Here is a 17,398-nt window from a genome sequence, read left to right on the forward strand (position 1 = left end):
ATCGGGATGGTAGGTTGAAAAAATGGTAATGCCCGTGGCGTCTGTTTTCCAACTTAAGATTAATCTCACCTTTGCCAACCATCGTACTGTGCGACGACCGGTATTACCCTTAAAGATTCCATCAATTCGTTCAAGGTAAACGGAATATAGGAGGGCCGCCGAATCCGCCAGGCCACTGACGATCCCAGTCGATTTTGACAAGCTCCTCTTCAGGTTGTACCGTCCTGTCAGCGCTGATCTCTGGTGTGTTCCTCGATCTTTCCTTAATCAGGTTCATCAACTCATCCAGGTGACGAGTAGGAAAGATCAACCGACGCAGGTTGTTAAGTCGCAACTGCACTTCCACCCTGGGCAGACTGCCGATGGCATAAACCATCACACGCTCGCCATCTTGTGCTGTCGGCACCGCGGTCAGAGGATTTCCAGGTGAGCGGCGGCTGAAATCTTCCCCGAAGGATTCGATCTCGGCCCAGTAGATAGAATTGCTGTTCATCCCTGCAATGATGTTCAACCGATCGGAAGTAGCAATTACCGTGAATTTACCGAAAGATATCACGAAAGTAGCCAGGATGAGGAAGAGAGCCGCCGGGATGAAAAATTCCCCGGCTCCATCGCCGCGCCCACCGGCCGCAAATGGATCGGTAAAGGCAAGTACGACAAAAACAATCGCCAGGAACGCCATCGCCCCTGCCGCCAACTTCATCACTGGCTGCCTGATATCTTCCCGGTAGAGCACTTCAGGTGTCGTCACGATGGAACCCAGATTTGCTTCGCATTGACGATCTCGGCATCGCCTGGGAGGTCAAGCGGTTGTGATGATTGGGCGTAGAAAGCTAACCCTTTATAGCTTGTGAGGTAGCTGAACTTATTCCCTCGCCACCCGGCTTTAGAGGCCACGATTAACGGATTCCTGGCTTTACTAGCAATCAGGACAAATTCCGATGGTTCCAGTCTAACGATTACCCCGGAGGTCTTGACTGCCTGAACCACTGCGGCGTGTGCCGCGGCGGCGCCACCGTAAGCCATGACTGCCTCCTGAAACGAGGTTTACAAACGTATTATAAACCTATTAATGATAGCGCTTCACCTGAAATTTTGAGAGCTTTATCGGCTCGTTTGGAGAGATGCCAGCCTTCTGACAGCATATGCTCACCTGGTCTTTGGCGGTATCGACGCCCTCAAGGTCGGGTAACAACAAGCCTCGACGATAACCGCACTCAGCGATAACACCGTACTTCCTGGGATCGAGTTCGTTGAATTCGGCGGGTTCGGGTTTGGTAAGGACGTCCACGCTAATCGACAGCCGATCGAGTTCCTGCGGTGTAATTGGCAAAAACCGGGGGTCGCGAGTGGCGGCGGACACAGCGTTGGCGATGATCTCCTCGGCGACGTTTGCACGCGTCGGTTCAAAAGTTCCGATGCAGCCTCTTAGTTGCCCATCCTTCTTAATGGATACAAAGACGCCGGCCTGCTCTTTCATTTCGGGCGTAAGTTCCACCGGTGGCTTCGGTATTCTTCGTTCTTTAACATACGCCTCGACGGTTTCCTTTGCCAGTTTTACCAAAGGCGACATTTCGTATCTGCGGACGATGACCCCTGCGTAACCGACAACAGCAGAATAATCTCCGGATGCGTCGCCGGAAGTCTGGTAGCGAACAAGTTCGGCGGTTTTCGCTCCTAAAATCTTGGCCGCTGTGAGCATGGTCACAACCGACGCGTACCCGCACATGGATATGCGTTCTTTGACAACTCTGTTAAGAAGCCCTTCTTCATCGAGCTTCAGGATTTCCTCGATAGCCCTGTGATCTTTGGCGGAGGCTGCCTCCTGCGATTCGTAGTGCGTCATGTCCGATGATGCAACGATGAGGATACTCTTCCCATCAGTTTCTTTGATCGCCTGCGCGATAGCGGCGCCGATCTCGTGGTAAATTTCCAGGGTCGCCACCGAAAGGATGATCGGTACGATTTTAAGGTCGGGTTTGAAATATTGGATGATGGGTAGCTGCACTTCGATTGAATGCTCGTTCTGATGTGCCGTCCGGTCCTCTTGAAGGTTTTTGGATTTCGCCAGAATACTTTGAGCCAACGTTGAATCGATCGGGACTTCACCAAGAGGCGTCTTCCATGAACCGACAGTCATGATCGAGAATGGCTTACCCATCCCAGTATGGTTCGGCCCGATGATGATATAGGTGTCCGCTGGTTCGACTCGCGAGAATACTGCAGTCGCGACCGAACCGGAGTAAATGTAGCCGGCGTGTGGAGCTACCACTCCGATTGCATCGACTTTGTCCTCATTGCCCTGCGTAAAAGAATCGATGAGGGCTTTTATCTGTTCCGCGTTCCCCGGATAAAACCTGCCGGAGGCAATAGGCTGTCGGGTCATAACCATAGGTTTCACCTCATCTTATTGATCAATAGTTACCTGTAACCTGGCAAGTTCCCCGCTCCCAAACTCCTAAGAATATTTGCGCTTTCGGATTTTAGTAGTTGGGATCTGTTTGGTTATTGTATCTTGTGTCTTGGTCATTCATTAAACTCTGAAATTCAGATCGGTTCCACAGTTGGCGCATTTTGATCCGTCCAGGCCGACGACGCGTGAAGAAAAACCGGTTCTTATAACAGCCCGGTTGCTGCAGTAAGGGCATATGGTATCATTGTGCTCGTTGCCGGGCACGTTGCCCAGGTACACGAAGTCCAATCCTGCCGCCTTGCCATGTTCGTAGGCGTGTTCGAGTGTTTCGATCGGCGTTGCCGGGTAATCCCGCATCAGCCGGTGAGGATGAAAACGGGTGATATGCCACGGGGTATCTTTGCCTAGCCTGCGGGCAATCCAGTCTGCGATGCCCATGATTTGAGCATCGTCATCGTTGACCCCAGGGGTGACGTTTGTCACCACCTCCACGTGCATTCCCCATTTCGATTTTGCCCGTTCGGCGGTGGAGAGTATGCCCTCGAAATGCGGCACCTTGCCGATCTTTTTGTACGTTTCATCGTTGAATCCTTTGATGTCCACTCTCCAGGCATCGAGGTACGGACCGATGGTATCCAGATGTTCTATCGAAGCGTAACCGTTGGTGACGTAAACGGTGTAGAGACCCTTTTGCTTTGCCAGTTTGGCGCATTCAAGTGTGTATTCGAGCCAGACTGAAGGCTCATTATAGGTCCAGGCGATCCCGGCACTACCCGAGTTTTGGGCCATCGCTATGGCCTGCGCAGGCAGGATCTCTCGGGATTGGTGCAAGCCCTCGTCAGTTTCCGGACAAGCGATCTCCCAATTCTGGCACCCTTTACAATGGAAATTACAGCCCCAGGATCCCAGTGAAAACACATCGGTCCCCGGATAGAAATGATAAAGTGGTTTCTTCTCAATTGGATCTACAGCCACCGACGACACTTTTGCGTAATTGAGGTTGTAAAGTTCCCCACCCTGGTTCCGGTACATCCGGCAGACTCCAAGTTTGCCTTCATTGATTTCGCAGTACCATTGGCAGGTTCGGCATTTAACCCTTTTTTCCGCTAGTTTTTCCCAAAGCAAGGCTGGGTACATCTATTCGACTTCCTCGACACCGATTATATCACTCCGCATGGGATTCCTATGAGGTCTGAGACATCGAAAAAATAATTAAATAAATCCTAAACAAACGGTCAGAACCGTGCTATTCTTGAATATCAAGTCAAGGAGGGCGGCAATGATCCTTATAACCGGAGCCAGCGGCTTTGTGGCCAGTCACTTGATCCCACAACTCAGGAAAACCGGGGAGCCTTTACGTTGCCTTGTTGCCAACGAGACAGAAGGGGCAAGAATAAATGCTCCTGGAGCCGAGCTTGCCTTCGGGAATGTCACTGATCCCGGCGCTTTACAAACGGCCTGTAAAGGTGTTGATACCGTGATCCATCTCGTGGCGGTCATCCGGGAACCTCGGAATGCTACTTTCGAACAGATCAACGTCGCCGGCACCCGCAACATGGTAGAGGCGGCCAGGGATTGCGGTGTCAAACGCTTCATTCACATGGGAGCACTTGGTGCCACTCCGGACCCAGGATACAAGTACCTTAATTCCAAATGGCTTGGCATGGAAGAGGTTAAAAACAGCGGGCTGGATTTCTCGATCCTCCAGCCGTCTGTGATGTTCGGCGAGGGCGCCGGTTTCGTGGCCTCACTGGTGAGGTCCGTTCACCTCGCGCCTTTTATCGTCCCGATAGCGGGGGACGGGAAAAGCCGATTGCAGCCAATCTGGGTCGGCGATGTGGTTAGTTGCGTTATGAAGCTGGTGAATGGTGAAAAAAGCGGTAGGAGCATCGAAATCGGCGGTCCTGAGATCATGACCTACGAGAAGGTGATAGATGAAGTCCTGAAAGCGCTTGGTGAGAAGCGGACGAAGGTCCACGTCCCTCGATGGCTGATGCGGCCGGGCGTAGCTGTCATGGATGCCCTGTTGAGGAACCCGCCGATAACCATAGTCGAATTCAAATCAATGGAGATCCCCAACATCACCGCCCCTGATTCGGTTGAGAAAGAGTTCGGGTTTAAACCCATGCCCTTGAGAGAAGGCTTGGGTTACCTTAAACTCAAACGTTGAGTTCTTGCCACAAGGTCTTGACCCTGGCTCTCAATTCTTCGATTGAAGTATTGGTATCGATCACCGCCGTGGCGTGACGCTTCCGTTCGTCGTTTGACACCTGGCAGGCGATCCGGGCACGTGCGTCAGCTTCGGAATAACCCATTTTCTCAACTAGTCTGCGAAGGATAACAGCCGGGGGAGCAACGGTGAGCCAAATTACATCGGCTTGCTCTGCCCAACCGGCCTCCACCAGCAGCGCCGCCTCGACCACAACCGCTCTGAATTTTTGAGACCTGAATTCGGCTACTTCCTCTGAAACCGCCTGGCTGATGGCGGGATGGGTGATGGCATTGAGCCGGGAAAGGGCCGACGGGTCACAAAAAACTATCCCCGCTAATTTTTTCCGGTCGATTGTATCGTTTTCATCTAGGATTCGTTCACCGAACGCGGAGACGATTGCCCATTTAATATCGTGGTCTTCCCGGAGCAACCGGTGGCCGACTTTATCGGCGTCGATAAACGCCGCGCCGAGCTCTTTCAGCATCGCACCGACCGTACTCTTCCCGCTGCCGATACCGCCGGTGAGACCGATAACAATCATAATAAGGTATGAGTCTAATCAGGAAAAATTCTAAAGTCAAGGAATCTGAAGTACTTTCAACCGATTGACACGCTTGGCTCTGCAGGATATTCTGAATCGATGTTCGAACAAAATGGACCTTTGGAACCTCTGAAAATAGCCACATCCCCAATGGACCGAACTTCGGCCCCGTCACCCGCAATGGTTCGCTTCTGGGGATTTTGGCCGACTCTAGGTTTCAGCGCCATAGTCGGGGTGGTTAACGGGATCGCAGGGCTCCTGGCTGTCCTGGCGGTCGTTGATTTCAACCTTATCTCAAACCCGAATTTCAATTGGACCGAATATGTTTTCAACAGTATCGGTACGCAGTTCAACGCGGTTATTGTGACCTCCGTTATCGTTTCGGACGCGGTGTCGCTCGCCGTGATCGGAGGGTTGGTTCTTGCGAGGCACGGCGCGAGCATAAAGGAATACTTGGCATTAAACCCGATTCCTGTAAAAACCGTCGTCAAACTTGTTTTCTTGACGCTGGGTTTGGTTGCCGTCAGTATTTTTATCGATTCTTTTCGCAATTTGCCGAATAACCCGCAACCCGGTCCGATCTATGAGGGCGTTTGGCCGGTATTTGCCTGGTTTGCGGTGGTACTCGTGGCACCGTTATTTGAAGAGGTCATGTTCCGCGGTTTTATGTTCCAGGGTTTTTTACGTACACGTTTGGGGCCCGCCCTGGCCATAATCCTGCCGGCAATCTGGTGGGGGCTATTGCACGCGCAGTATGGGGTGTTTGATCGTGGAGTAATAATCGTGTTGGGCATCGTCCTGGCTACCGTCCGGCTTAAGACCGGTTCTTTATATGCCCCGTTGGCAATGCATGCGACATGGAACCTTATTTCGATGATACGGTTGAGTTTTTTGACCTAGCCAATTGACTAACTTCCAAGCTCGACCTAACATATTCTAGTTTCATAAGATTGACATCAGGGAGGGATTTGAAATGGGAAACAAATCGCAACCCGCAGGAATATTGACCATTATAACCGGGGGTGTTGGGGTGTTGGGTTCGTTGGCATTATTGGCTTTTATCCCCTTGATACATACGGCGATGACGGACCCGGACTTGCAAACAAATACCAATCTTACACCGGCCGAAATCAAAGCGGCGGCCGATTTTGTGACCGGGGTGTTCTCATTCTTGGCCGTCATGGGAATATTGCTGGCCATATTTGTTATCATCGCCGGAGTATACGCCTTGAAACGCCGGGCATGGGGCTTGGGCTTGGCGGGTTCGATTGTCGGTTTGTTCCTCTTCCCCTTGACCGCCATACCGGCGCTCGTTTTCATGGCTTTGGCGAAATCGGAGTTCGAACCAAGGGCGGTAACGAACCTTACAGCGCAGGAAAAGCAGATTACTCAAACGACCTCACCCGAACCACCCGGGAACGTTCCCCCTCCGTCGCCGCAAAGCCCACAGGCTTGACTTGACGGCACGGTTCGAGGCCGGGACAGCTTGCACTCCGTTGCCCGGCTTATAGCGTTATGATATACTGCTGTGTTATACTTACCACTTGGCTAAATACGCGTGCCTAAATTTAGGAGGAGATCACTTGCCGACCACAACCACAATTAAGGAATTACTGGAGTCCGGGGCGCATTTCGGTCATCAGACCAGCCGATGGCACCCCAAGATGAAGAAATACATCTTCACCAAGCGCAATGATATTCATATCATCGATCTCGAAAAGACCGTCGTGATGCTGGACAAGGCGCTTGAGTTCATTGATAAAGTCGTTTCCGAGGGCGGCAAAATCCTTGTCGTCGGCACCAAAAAGCAGGCTCAGGAAATCGTCGCCGAAGAGGCTAAACGGGGCGGCTTGTACTATATCAATCAGCGATGGATCGGCGGTATCCTGACCAACTTCGCTGCCATCCAGAACCGGATTGATTACCTGGTCAGGCTTGAAGATCAGCAAACCCGCGGCGAGTTGGCCCGTCTACCCAAAAAGGAGCAGCAGACTCTTACCGATGAAATGGCTCGCCTGAACAAGATGATGGGTGGTTTCAAGGAAATGACTGCCCTGCCGGACGTCATTTTCATTGTTGACCCGACCAAAGAAAAGATCGCATTGGCCGAAGCCCAGCGTATGGGCATCCCGATCGTGGCCATGGTCGACACCAACTGCAGTCCCGAAGGCATCGATTACCCGATCCCCTCGAATGATGATGCCATGCGTGCCATCAAGCTCGTCGTCGGTAAGGTTGCCGACGTCGCCATCGCCGCGCGGGAAGGCCTTTCCAAGGTCGAGGTTGAGCAGGTAACCGCCGCTCCAGCGGAAGCCGAGCTGGCTGAGAAACAGGCCGCTGACGCCGAAATGGACGTCTAACGGAATTATTTAGAGGTTAGAAAATTGCAGATATCAGCTGAACAAGTCAAAGAACTGCGCGAAAAATGCGGCGCAGGCGTCATGGAATGCCGCAATGCCCTGGTTGAATCCCAGGGTGATGTAGACAAGGCATTCGAGGCGCTTCAGGCTAAGGGCTATTTGAAAGCCGCCAAAAAAGCAGAGAGAGTTACCGGCCAGGGGTTGGTCGAAGGTTACGTTCACACTGGCGGACGCGTGGGGTCGTTAATCGAACTCAACTGTGAAACCGACTTTGTGGCGCGGACTGATGAGTTCAAGAAGCTGGCTCATGATGTTGCCATGCAAGTCGCGGCGATGTGCCCGATCTACGTCAACGAAGCCGATCGGCCCGAGGGTTGCGAGGTTGAAGCTAACAGCGCATGCCTGATGCTGCAACCCTTCATCAAGGACCCATCTAAAACCATAAAAGATTTGATCACCGAGGGCATCGCCCGCACCGGTGAAAACATCCGCCTGAAGAGGTTTGTCCGGTTCGAATTGGGGGGTTAATTTCTTGATATCTCTCGCGGCGCGCGTGTCCATTTGGGATGACGGCGCCGCGATTGTTAAGGTAATAGCCAGGCCTAAAAAGCCTGTTGGTAGAATGGGAGCCGACAAAATTGACCGACCTTAAATACCGTCGGGTTCTCCTCAAGCTCTCAGGCGAGGCTTTTGCCGGCGACGGCAACAGTGTCATCGATATCCCCATCGTCCGCGGCATCGCTCGCCAGATCAAAACTCTAACCCAGACAGGCGTCCAGGTGGCGATAGTAGTTGGCGCCGGGAACATCTGGCGGGGAGCTACCGTTGCCCGGCATGGTATCGATAGGGTGACTGCCGACTATGCCGGTATGCTCGCTACTGTCATCAACGCTCTGGCGCTTCAAGACAGTCTGGAGAAAGAGGGTGTTACAACCCGCACCCAGTCGGCCATCACGGTCCAGCAGGTCGCCGAACCATTCATTTACCGCCGCGCTATCCGTCACATGGAAAAAAGCCGCGTCGTAATTTTTGCCGGGGGTACCGGCAATCCCTACATGACCACGGATACGGCTGCCGCCCTCCGTGCAATTGAGATTGAGGCGCAGGTTCTGCTGATGGCCAAAAACAGGGTCGACGGCGTATATTCCGCCGATCCATTGAAACATAAAGATGCGGTGAAATTCGATCGTCTCTCCCACATCGAAGCTCTGTCCAAGAGGCTGGCGGTGATGGACTCCACAGCGCTGTCTTTATGTCTTGAGAATAAGCTCCCCATCATTGTCTTCGATATGACTACTCCCGGCAACCTCGAACGGGCCGTCGCCGGAGAAGCCGTCGGTACGCTAATTTCAAGCGAAGGGGTAACCCAATGACCGTAAGTGAAATCATGCAGCAGATCGAAAGAAAAATGTCCACCTCGATAGATGTATTACATCGTGAGTTAGGAGCCATCCGCACTGGGCGCGCCTCAGCCGCGATAATCGAGCACGTCAGGGTGGACTATGCCGGAACACCGACACCGATCCATCACCTGGCAAATGTCTCGGTACCTGATGCCCGTCAGATATTGATCCAACCATGGGACCGGTCCATGGTGAGCCAGGTCGAAAAAGCCTTGATGAAGTCCGACCTGGGTCTGACTCCTTCCAGCGACGGGCAGGTCATCCGCCTCGTCATTCCTCCCTTGTCGCAGGAACGCAGGCTCGAACTTACCAAAATGGTCCACAAGCGCGTCGAGGAAGATAAAGTGGCCATCCGCAACCTGCGCCGGGATGCCCTCGAGCAGATCAAGAAGCTTGAAAAGGACAAAGAACTGTCGCAGGACGAAAGCAAGCGCTCCCAGGACCAACTTCAAAAAGTGACCGATGCTTACACCGCCAAGGCGGAAAAATTGGGCAAAGACAAGGAGTTGGAACTCCTTAGCGGGTGATGTGTATCAACATCTAAAGGTAAGGGGAGCCGATTGGCTCCCCTTTTTTATTCGCTTGATTTGAACTTTATCTCGAGATGGCTTCCATCGCAAAAAGGTTTATTTTTGGAATGGCCGCAGCGGCATAGGGTCACCCTGTTGCGTTGTTCATATTCAAAACCGTCTGCAGATTCGGTCGGAATGCCGCCTCGCACCCAGATAGGGCCGGAAAATCCTGCGGGCTCGTCCTCGACAAGGCCGATCGACGGCGGCAATTCGGGTTCAATGATATTGCCGTTCTTATCTTTCAAAACGATCCTGCCTGAAGGACACTCTCCTGCTTCTTCGATGGCGATCCTCCGGCATTCCTGGTCGTCTGACCTTTTTACCAGGGACCAGGTATCTCCAGCCCTCTGGCAGAAACGCGCCTCGGCGCATAGAACCGGCACTTCAGATAAAGTCAACCCCGGACCTACGACCTCGACTGATTGCGCGGAAAAAGTCGCGCGGTTGGCGGTTTCGGTACCGTCGAAATCCGAGCGGAAGTGAGAACCATCGCAGAAAGGCTTATTCTTTGACTTGCCGCACCGGCACAGGGTGTATGTGTTGGGGACATCGAATACCTTTCCCTCGCGCCATCCGTGGCTATGGCCCTCCGAATCCTGGCATATTATCTGTTCGGACAGCGGCACCCCACCCGTTACGATATAAGGTCCGTTGCGGGTTATCTTGATTCTATATTCTTTTTCGTCCGATCCTTGTCCGGCAATCACGTTATCCATCCTTTTAAAAAACACATTATAACACGGCTCTGGATCCAGTCTTCGGTATTTTGTCGTAAAATATTCCATCAAAAACGACACGAAACGCTTGACAACCCTATCGAACCTCTGTGCTATAATAGCAGTCTCTTCGCCCGCATCAACTTCATTGTCATTCTGACCCTCGAACGAAGCGAAGGGGAAGAATCCCGGTTTTGCCTGAAATGATGCATTCACTGGGAGATCTGCACCAGGATTCTTCATCCCGATTGAATCGGGATTCAGAGAGACCCGGAGGAGGACTGCAGATGACGCGGTAGCGGCGAGCGGCCGCTCGCCAGCCCCTATCACTATTGTGAACTGTTAACTGTAAACTTTGAACTCATATTTGAACGAATTGAAAGAATTGAATGAATTGACCGAGCCAAACGACGCCACGATTGACGCCCCAAAACCCAATCGTAAAATTCGCCGTCGTTTCCCCAAATCGCATTTTTGGCGCTCAAACAATTCACCCCCGGCTGCCATCGGGGGTGGTGAATATTGAATATTGGTAGTTATTTGATATTGGTATTATTGGTATTATTTCCTCGGGTTTGTTCATAAATCTCACGAAACAACTACTCCCCGATTGTACCTCGGTGATCCAATCGTAAAAAGGGTAGTCGTTTCCGGAAAATGCATCATTTTCAAGAAAACAAAACAAATCGCCTACCGTACAAACGTTTCGATTGCTATCCCAGGCACCGAGGTTGTAAAATTAAAGTTCATCGTCTGATAAAGGGGTCTACCGAATCTATGGAACAGGAAGTCATCGTAGGAACGTTTAAAGTCAAAAGCGGCCTGGCCCAGATGCTCAAGGGTGGAGTGATCATGGACGTCACAACGCCCGACCAAGCTAGGATCGCCGAGGACGCCGGCGCTTGCGCTGTCATGGCTCTGGAACGCGTACCGTCCGATATCCGCGCCGAAGGTGGGGTAGCCCGCATGGCCGATCCTACGGTCATCAAAGCTATAATGAAGGCGGTCACTATTCCGGTCATGGCGAAGTGTCGCATCGGACATTTTGTGGAAGCCAGGGTCCTGGAAGCTATGGGCGTGGACTTCATAGACGAGTCGGAGGTATTGACCCCGGCTGATGAAGCCTTCCACGTTTGGAAGCAGGACTTTAAAGTGCCATTTGTCTGCGGCTGCCGTGATCTAGGGGAAGCGTTAAGACGCATTGGTGAAGGTGCCGCCATGATCCGGACCAAGGGTGAGGCTGGGACCGGGAACGTCGTGGAAGCGGTGCGTCACATGCGCGCCGTTCAGGACGGCATCCGTCGCGTTGTCGCAGCTCCCGTAGAAGAGCTTATGGCTATCGCCAAGGAACTGAACGCCCCGTTCGAACAGGTTCTTGCTTTGCACAACACCGGCAAATTACCCGTGGTGAACTTTGCCGCTGGCGGTATCGCTACTCCGGCTGACGCTGCGCTCATGATGCAACTCGGCGCAGAAGGCGTGTTTGTCGGTTCCGGCATCTTCAAGAGTTCCGACCCGGCCCGCCGCGCGCATGCCATCGTCAAAGCTACTACTCACTACCAGGACCCGGTGGTAATCGCCGAAGTCTCGGAAGCCTTGGGAGAAGCCATGCCCGGCATCGAGATCGGTCAGCTTTCCCCTGATAAACTTCTGGCCAAAAGGGGCTGGTAAATTAAATTGTTTTAAACAGGCGAGGGGGCTTATGATTAGCCCCCTCGCCTGTTTTTGGATATAATAAGGCCACCTTGATTTACCGCATTGACGTAATGCCCGCCGCCGGAGTTACCGACCGCCGGGGTGCGGCTCTACTTAAAGACATTACGGACCTGAACCTTACCGGACCGACTTCAGCTCGGGTCATTGAGGTCTATTGGTTTAAAGGCGAAATCGATCGTCCAGCCATTGAAAAACTTGCCCGTGAAGCTCTGACCGATCCGGTCACTGAGATCTTCCGTGTGAACGAGCCAACTGAACTGACCACATCATTCCGGTCGGTTCTGGTCGCCCATAATCCCGGAGTCACCGACCCAATTGAAGAAACCATACTTAAAGCCGCCGCGGACCTCGGAATCGCGTTGGAAGCAGCACGCACCGGTCGTCTGTACATCCTGGGCGGTCGTTTCAACGACGAAACACTTAAGGTCATCACCCACCAACGCCTATTAAACCCCATAGTTCAACATGCCGTAACCCCCGATTCGATCGTTTTCGGCGAAAATCCGAAATACCATTTCAAGCTGCGTGAAATAGACCTACCCTCCGGTGATGTCGGTTTATGCGATCTCGGCAAAATTTTCTGCCTTTCTCCCGATGAGATTAGAGCCGTAGCCAAATATTATGACAACCTGGGCCGAAAACCGATTGATGTCGAGTTGGAGACTTTAGCCCAATCCTGGAGCGAGCACTGCGTTCACAAAACCTTTAAGGCCAAATTCGAGTTCGAAGGGCAGACTATCGACAATCTGCTCAAATCTACCATTGCCCGGGCGACAAAACTGCTAGATAAACCCTGGTGTCTCTCCGTTTTCGTGGACAATTCGGGCGTGATCGATTTCGATGGCGAGAACGCGGTCTGCTTCAAGGTTGAGACTCACAATCACCCCTCGGCGGTTGAGCCCTACGGCGGAGCGGCCACGGGATTGGGTGGCGTAATCCGCGATGTCCTGGGAACAGGGCTGTCAGCCCGGCCGATATTCAACACCGACGTTTTCTGCTTCGGTGAGCCCGATATGAAATATTCTGACCTCCCGCCCGGAGCTTTGCATCCAAAGCGCGTTTTCAAAGGAGTCCGGGCTGGCGTTGCGGACTACGGTAATCGCATCGGCGTCCCTACCATAAACGGCGGCATTCTGTTCGACCCGAGGTACACCGGTAATCCGCTGGTTTATTGCGGCACCGCCGGCATCATGCCTGCTTGGGCGGCCAAACCCGGCGAGCAGTCTCCGGGCGATTTGATCGTCCTTATGGGAGGCCGGACCGGCCGCGACGGTATCCACGGCGTCACCTTCTCGTCGGAAGCCCTGTCTGATAAATCTACTGAACAATCTTTTTCCTCTGTTCAAATCGGCAATCCCATTGTCGAAAAACGGATGACCGAGGCGGTCTTGCAGGCCCGTGAAGAAAAACTGTTCGTCCGCATCACTGACGTTGGTGGCGGCGGGCTCTCCTCGGCAGTTGGCGAGATGGGTGAAAACACTGGAGCCAGAGTATTTCTTGACAGGGTGCCTCTGAAATATTCCGGGCTTTCCTATTCGGAGATCTGGATCTCCGAATCCCAGGAACGCATGGTCCTCGCCGTCCCGCCCGAAAATCTGAAACGCTTACTAGAGATATGCCGTGGCGAGGGAGTCGAGGCTACAGCGATCGGCGAGTTCACCGGTGATAAGAAACTGACCTTGTATTATAAAGATCACCTCGTCTGTGATCTTAGTATGGAGTTCCTCCACGGCGGCCGTCCCCAACTCAAGCTGAAGGCATCTTATAAAACATCCGGCAACCCCGAGCCTACTTTTCCCTGCCCGTCGCGTCTTGATGACGATCTATTGAAATTGCTTGGCCGCTGGAATACTTGCTCGAAGGAATGGGTAATACGTCAATACGATCATGAGGTACAAGGCGCAAGCGTCCTTAAACCTCTGGTCGGCGCAAAGAGCGATGGGCCGGGTGACGCTTCTATCGTGCGTCCTGTTCTTGGCTCCAAACGAGGTGTCATCGTCGGATGCGGCATCAATCCGGCCTATTCCGACATCGACGCCTATAAAATGGCATCTTCAGCGATCGATGAAGCAATCCGGAACGTGATCGCCGCTGGGGGTTCACTCGATCAACTGGCGTTACTGGATAATTTCTGTTGGGGTTCAGCGACCGAGGAACAGTCTCTCGGCGCTCTTATTAAAGCGGCGCAGGCCTGTGCCGATCTTTCATTAGCCTACGGGACGCCCTTTATTTCCGGCAAAGATTCTCTTAACAATCAATTCCGCGTGGGCGAAAAAATCGTATCCATCCCTCACACGCTGTTAATATCCGCATTCGGCATTATGCCCGACGCCGAAAAAGCCGTCACCATGGACCTTAAGAAAGCCGGCGACATCATTTATGTTGTTGGTGAGACGAAAACCGAACTAGGCGGTTCGGCCTATTTCGCTTCCAAGGGATTTATCGGCAACAATGCCCCGGGTGTCGACACCGCAACTTCGAAGTCGCTCTATGACCGGCTGGCTGCGGCTATTGAAAAGGGGCTTGTCCGTTCGTGCCATGACCTCTCGGAAGGAGGCTTCGGTGTAGCTCTAGCGGAGATGGCCTTCGCCGGAGGGCTCGGCGCGCGGGTTAACCTTTCAAGAATGCCCCAGGACGGAAGTTTGCACCGGGATGACTACCTTCTGTTTTCCGAATCTAACTCACGTTTCATAGTTGAAATCTCGCCGGATCATCAGCGCGATTTCGAGATGATTATGGGCTCAACACGGCTTAACATCATCGGTGAGGTTACAGGAGCGGAAAACCTGATGATTGAAGGTTTGGGCGGCGGCATAGTTATCGATCAATCCATCGAAACGTCGAAGGAAGCCTGGCAAAGGCCACTCAAATGGTGAGAAACGTCCGTGTCATGGTCCTCCGTGCCCCCGGAACAAATGCCGATCGTGAACTGGCGTTTGCTTTTGAACTTGCCGGAGGCATCGCGAGATTGACTCACATCAATGAACTGATATCGGGGTCACAAAAACTCTCGGATTATCAAATTCTTGCCTTGCCTGGAGGATTCTCTTATGGCGACGACCTGGGCGCCGGAAAAGTGCAGGCCAATGAAATGCGCCTGCGTATTTTCGACGATCTGAAGGTATTTATCGACCGAGGCAGCCTCATTCTCGGAGTCTGTAATGGATTTCAAGCTCTGATCAAAACAGGAATACTTCCGGGTCCCCCCGATCCTGCTCTGCCCCATGTTACCTTGACCAACAACGACTCTGGCAAATTCGAGTGCCGATGGATCAAATTGGTGGCCGAACCTGCATCGGATTGTGTCTGGACAAAAGACATTGAACGATTGGAGGCGCCGGTAGCCCATGGCGAGGGCAAACTCATAGCCGCGCCGGAAATGCTGTCCCGCCTCAGACCGGTTTTCTATTACGCCAACAGCAAATGGCAGCCGACCTCGACGTATCCCGCCAATCCTAACGGGTCGATGAACAATATTGCTGGTCTCACCGATGATACCGGAAGAGTGTTCGCCCTGATGCCTCATCCCGAACGGTTCGTCCATGCTTCTCAACATCCCCAGTGGACTCGCCGGCACATTGACGAACCAGGACAAGGCCTTAGACTTTTTGAAAATGGGGTTGCTGCCGCCAAGGGAATTTAATTTGCAAAGCCAACGGGAAGCTACCTAGAGTTTTAGTTTCGAATATCCTGTGATAAAGTATTTATACCCGATACACAAAAAAAGAAAGGATTGATAAATGCCTCGGAAACGCAAGTTACTAATTCAGTTTGTTCTGGTCGTTACGGTACTGCTGGCATCCCTTAGTTTGATGGCATGTGGAGGCGGTACCCCCTCAACGACCACCTCTCATCCGCCGACCACGTCAAATCCGCCGACCACGACTACGGCTCCTCCTACCACCACAACCGTACCTCCAACCACAACTACCGCCCCTCCGACCACGACCTCCAGCCTCGGTGCTCAGGTCTATACCGCCAGTTGTGCATCATGCCACGGGGCTGACCGCAAAGGTCTCGCATCGGGCGGCATCGTTCTGTATCCCCCGGTTCTTCCAACTTCTCCGGGGGTCGTCACTCGGACAGAAGCGCAATTAGCCACGTTTACAGCGACCCACCAGACTGGTTCTTCGCTTACCGCGGATCAACGTACGGCAGTTGCATCTTTCCTTAAAACTCCCTGATCCTGGTTGCGTTTGAAAAGGGGGAGAGCGTTGCTCTCCCCCTTTTGTTCAACCTTATGACATCTTCAGGCATAGTGCGATATAACAAAAAGAGGGGCTTCCGCCCCTCTTCATACGTACTGGATAACCTTAAACGCATTTGGAAAGCTGGTAACTCTTGCCTTCTGTAGTGATAGCCGGAGCAATCACCATTTCAGCGCGCTGCATTTCGCGGATGGTGGCGGCGCCGCAGACGCCCATCACAGTCCTAAGAGCGCCCACGAAGTTCTGGCTCCCGTCTACCACCGAGGTAGGACCAAACAGAATTTGCTCGAGTCCAACCGTGGTACCCACCTTAATCCGGGTACCACGCGGCAATGACGGGTGAGGATGGCTCATACCCCAATGATAACCATGGCCCGGAGCCTCTTTTGCCTGGGCAATGATGGAACCAAACATGGCAGCGTCGGCACCGGCAGCAATTGCCTTACAGAAATCGCCACCCTTCTTGAAGCCTCCGTCGGTAATGATCGAAACGTAACGGCCAGTTTCGGCCAGGTAAGTTTCTCGAGCGGCAGCGCAATCCATCGTTGCGGTAATCTGGGGAACACCCAAGCCGAGAACCTCGCGGGAGGTGCAGGCAGCGCCTGGTCCCACTCCGACGAGGACAGCAGCAACGCCTTGCCTCATCAGTTCGAGGGTCGCCGAATAGCTAACGCAATTGCCGACCATAACCGGAACCCGCAGCGAAGAACAAAGCTCGGAAAAGATGAGTCCGCGATAGCTTTTGGAAACGTGGCGGGCAGTGGTGACAGTTGATGCAACAACAACGATGTCGGCGCCAGCTTCCGCGACCACCGGAGCCAATCTTTTGGCGTTGGCAGGCATCATTGCTACGGCGGCGGTCCCACCGGCGGCTTTGATAGCTTTGACCCTCTCGGCTACAAGATCGTCTTTAATAGGTTCGGTATAAATTTTCTGCAACAGAGCCGTGACTTCTGTCTGAGGTGTGACCGCGATTTCTGCCAGCACGGCTTCGGCATCGTGATAACGAGCCTGAATTCCTTCACCGTGAAGAACGGCCAGGCCACCCAGTTGACTCATCTTGATAGCCATTTTCACATCGGTGACCGCATCCATCGCGGCTGCAATGATGGGAATTTTGAAATTGACATCGCCGATGGAGAAACCGATGTCGGTCTGCTCCGGATTGATGGTGACATCGCCGGGGACGATTGCCACTTCGTCGAAACCGTAAGAGCGCCTGAGCTCTTTGAATTGGGGATGGGTCATCAGAGCCTC

The 17,398-nt window shown here is 52.9% G+C and carries 18 protein-coding genes; 11 read left to right on the top strand and 7 right to left on the bottom strand.

Annotated elements, in window-relative coordinates; all coding sequences use genetic code 11:
* Positions 1-130: 130 nt before the first annotated feature.
* The 4 genes from HX448_RS06190 to amrS all read right to left on the bottom strand — a co-directional run bounded on the left by HX448_RS06190 (position 131) and on the right by amrS (position 3,550).
* Positions 131-751 carry a hypothetical protein gene (locus tag HX448_RS06190; protein ID WP_162485841.1) on the bottom strand — a complete coding sequence of 207 codons (621 nt, stop codon included), beginning with the start codon at positions 749-751 and terminating at the stop codon, positions 131-133.
* Complete coding sequence (locus HX448_RS06195) at positions 748-1,026, bottom strand: hypothetical protein (RefSeq protein ID WP_102330121.1); 279 nt, start codon at positions 1,024-1,026, stop codon at positions 748-750. Before HX448_RS06195 ends, HX448_RS06190 begins: the two co-directional genes overlap by 4 nt.
* Positions 1,027-1,069: 43 nt before the next feature.
* Positions 1,070-2,386 (bottom strand): AmmeMemoRadiSam system protein B, encoded by a 1,317-nt coding sequence (gene amrB, locus HX448_RS06200; RefSeq protein ID WP_102330542.1) that lies wholly within the window; start codon positions 2,384-2,386, stop codon positions 1,070-1,072.
* A gap of 147 nt (positions 2,387-2,533) precedes the next feature.
* A complete protein-coding gene (gene amrS / locus HX448_RS06205; RefSeq protein ID WP_102330120.1) occupies positions 2,534-3,550 on the bottom strand; it encodes an AmmeMemoRadiSam system radical SAM enzyme in 1,017 nt (338 codons plus the stop codon).
* A 142-nt stretch (positions 3,551-3,692) separates the two neighbouring features.
* Here amrS and HX448_RS06210 point away from each other — a divergent pair, with 142 nt between their 5' ends.
* The gene (locus tag HX448_RS06210; protein ID WP_102330119.1) at positions 3,693-4,583 is read left to right on the top strand and encodes a complex I NDUFA9 subunit family protein; all 891 of its coding nucleotides are present in this window, start codon (positions 3,693-3,695) and stop codon (positions 4,581-4,583) included.
* On the opposite strand, the gene coaE is transcribed toward HX448_RS06210, so the two are convergent.
* Positions 4,573-5,166 (bottom strand): dephospho-CoA kinase, encoded by a 594-nt coding sequence (gene coaE / locus HX448_RS06215; protein ID WP_102330118.1) that lies wholly within the window; start codon positions 5,164-5,166, stop codon positions 4,573-4,575. The two genes, HX448_RS06210 and coaE, sit on opposite strands and share 11 nt — an antisense overlap.
* 150 nt (positions 5,167-5,316) lie before the next feature.
* On the opposite strand from coaE, the gene HX448_RS06220 reads away from it, so the two are divergent.
* From HX448_RS06220 to frr, 6 genes are all read left to right on the top strand, one after another.
* Positions 5,317-6,066: a CPBP family intramembrane glutamic endopeptidase gene (locus tag HX448_RS06220; protein WP_162485840.1), complete on the top strand. Its 750-nt coding sequence runs from the start codon at positions 5,317-5,319 to the stop codon at positions 6,064-6,066.
* Between the two features lie 73 nt (positions 6,067-6,139).
* The gene (locus tag HX448_RS06225) at positions 6,140-6,622 is read left to right on the top strand and encodes a DUF4064 domain-containing protein (protein WP_102330116.1); all 483 of its coding nucleotides are present in this window, start codon (positions 6,140-6,142) and stop codon (positions 6,620-6,622) included.
* Between the two features lie 127 nt (positions 6,623-6,749).
* A complete protein-coding gene (gene rpsB, locus HX448_RS06230) occupies positions 6,750-7,526 on the top strand; it encodes a 30S ribosomal protein S2 (RefSeq protein WP_102330115.1) in 777 nt (258 codons plus the stop codon).
* 24 nt (positions 7,527-7,550) lie between these two features.
* A complete protein-coding gene (locus HX448_RS06235) occupies positions 7,551-8,054 on the top strand; it encodes a translation elongation factor Ts (protein ID WP_102330114.1) in 504 nt (167 codons plus the stop codon).
* A gap of 110 nt (positions 8,055-8,164) precedes the next feature.
* On the top strand, positions 8,165-8,899 hold the full coding sequence (gene pyrH / locus HX448_RS06240) for a UMP kinase (RefSeq protein WP_102330113.1): 735 nt from the start codon (positions 8,165-8,167) through the stop codon (positions 8,897-8,899).
* Entirely contained in the window at positions 8,896-9,456 is a 561-nt protein-coding gene (gene frr / locus HX448_RS06245; protein ID WP_102330112.1) for a ribosome recycling factor, read from the top strand. The genes pyrH and frr overlap by 4 nt, the downstream gene beginning before the upstream one ends.
* A 47-nt stretch (positions 9,457-9,503) precedes the next feature.
* Here frr and HX448_RS06250 read toward each other — a convergent pair whose 3' ends face one another.
* Positions 9,504-10,547, bottom strand: coding sequence for a CDGSH iron-sulfur domain-containing protein (locus HX448_RS06250; RefSeq protein WP_336470071.1), 1,044 nt, complete (start codon positions 10,545-10,547; stop codon positions 9,504-9,506).
* Positions 10,548-10,994: 447 nt separating this feature from the next.
* Between HX448_RS06250 and pdxS the strand changes: the two genes are divergently transcribed.
* From pdxS to HX448_RS06270, 4 genes are all read left to right on the top strand, one after another.
* Positions 10,995-11,888: a pyridoxal 5'-phosphate synthase lyase subunit PdxS gene (gene pdxS, locus HX448_RS06255; protein ID WP_102330111.1), complete on the top strand. Its 894-nt coding sequence runs from the start codon at positions 10,995-10,997 to the stop codon at positions 11,886-11,888.
* Between the two features lie 74 nt (positions 11,889-11,962).
* Entirely contained in the window at positions 11,963-14,809 is a 2,847-nt protein-coding gene (gene purL, locus HX448_RS06260; protein ID WP_102330110.1) for a phosphoribosylformylglycinamidine synthase subunit PurL, read from the top strand.
* On the top strand, positions 14,803-15,576 hold the full coding sequence (gene purQ, locus HX448_RS06265) for a phosphoribosylformylglycinamidine synthase I (protein WP_190259849.1): 774 nt from the start codon (positions 14,803-14,805) through the stop codon (positions 15,574-15,576). The genes purL and purQ overlap by 7 nt, the downstream gene beginning before the upstream one ends.
* 97 nt (positions 15,577-15,673) lie before the next feature.
* Complete coding sequence (locus HX448_RS06270; protein WP_102330109.1) at positions 15,674-16,117, top strand: c-type cytochrome; 444 nt, start codon at positions 15,674-15,676, stop codon at positions 16,115-16,117.
* A 129-nt stretch (positions 16,118-16,246) separates the two neighbouring features.
* On the opposite strand, the gene HX448_RS06275 is transcribed toward HX448_RS06270, so the two are convergent.
* Positions 16,247-17,389 carry a GuaB3 family IMP dehydrogenase-related protein gene (locus tag HX448_RS06275; protein WP_102330108.1) on the bottom strand — a complete coding sequence of 381 codons (1,143 nt, stop codon included), beginning with the start codon at positions 17,387-17,389 and terminating at the stop codon, positions 16,247-16,249.
* Between the last annotated feature and the right edge of the window lie 9 nt (positions 17,390-17,398).

The sequence above is a fragment of the Dehalogenimonas etheniformans genome, from assembly GCF_014672715.2.
Taxonomy (GTDB): domain Bacteria; phylum Chloroflexota; class Dehalococcoidia; order Dehalococcoidales; family Dehalococcoidaceae; genus Dehalogenimonas; species Dehalogenimonas etheniformans.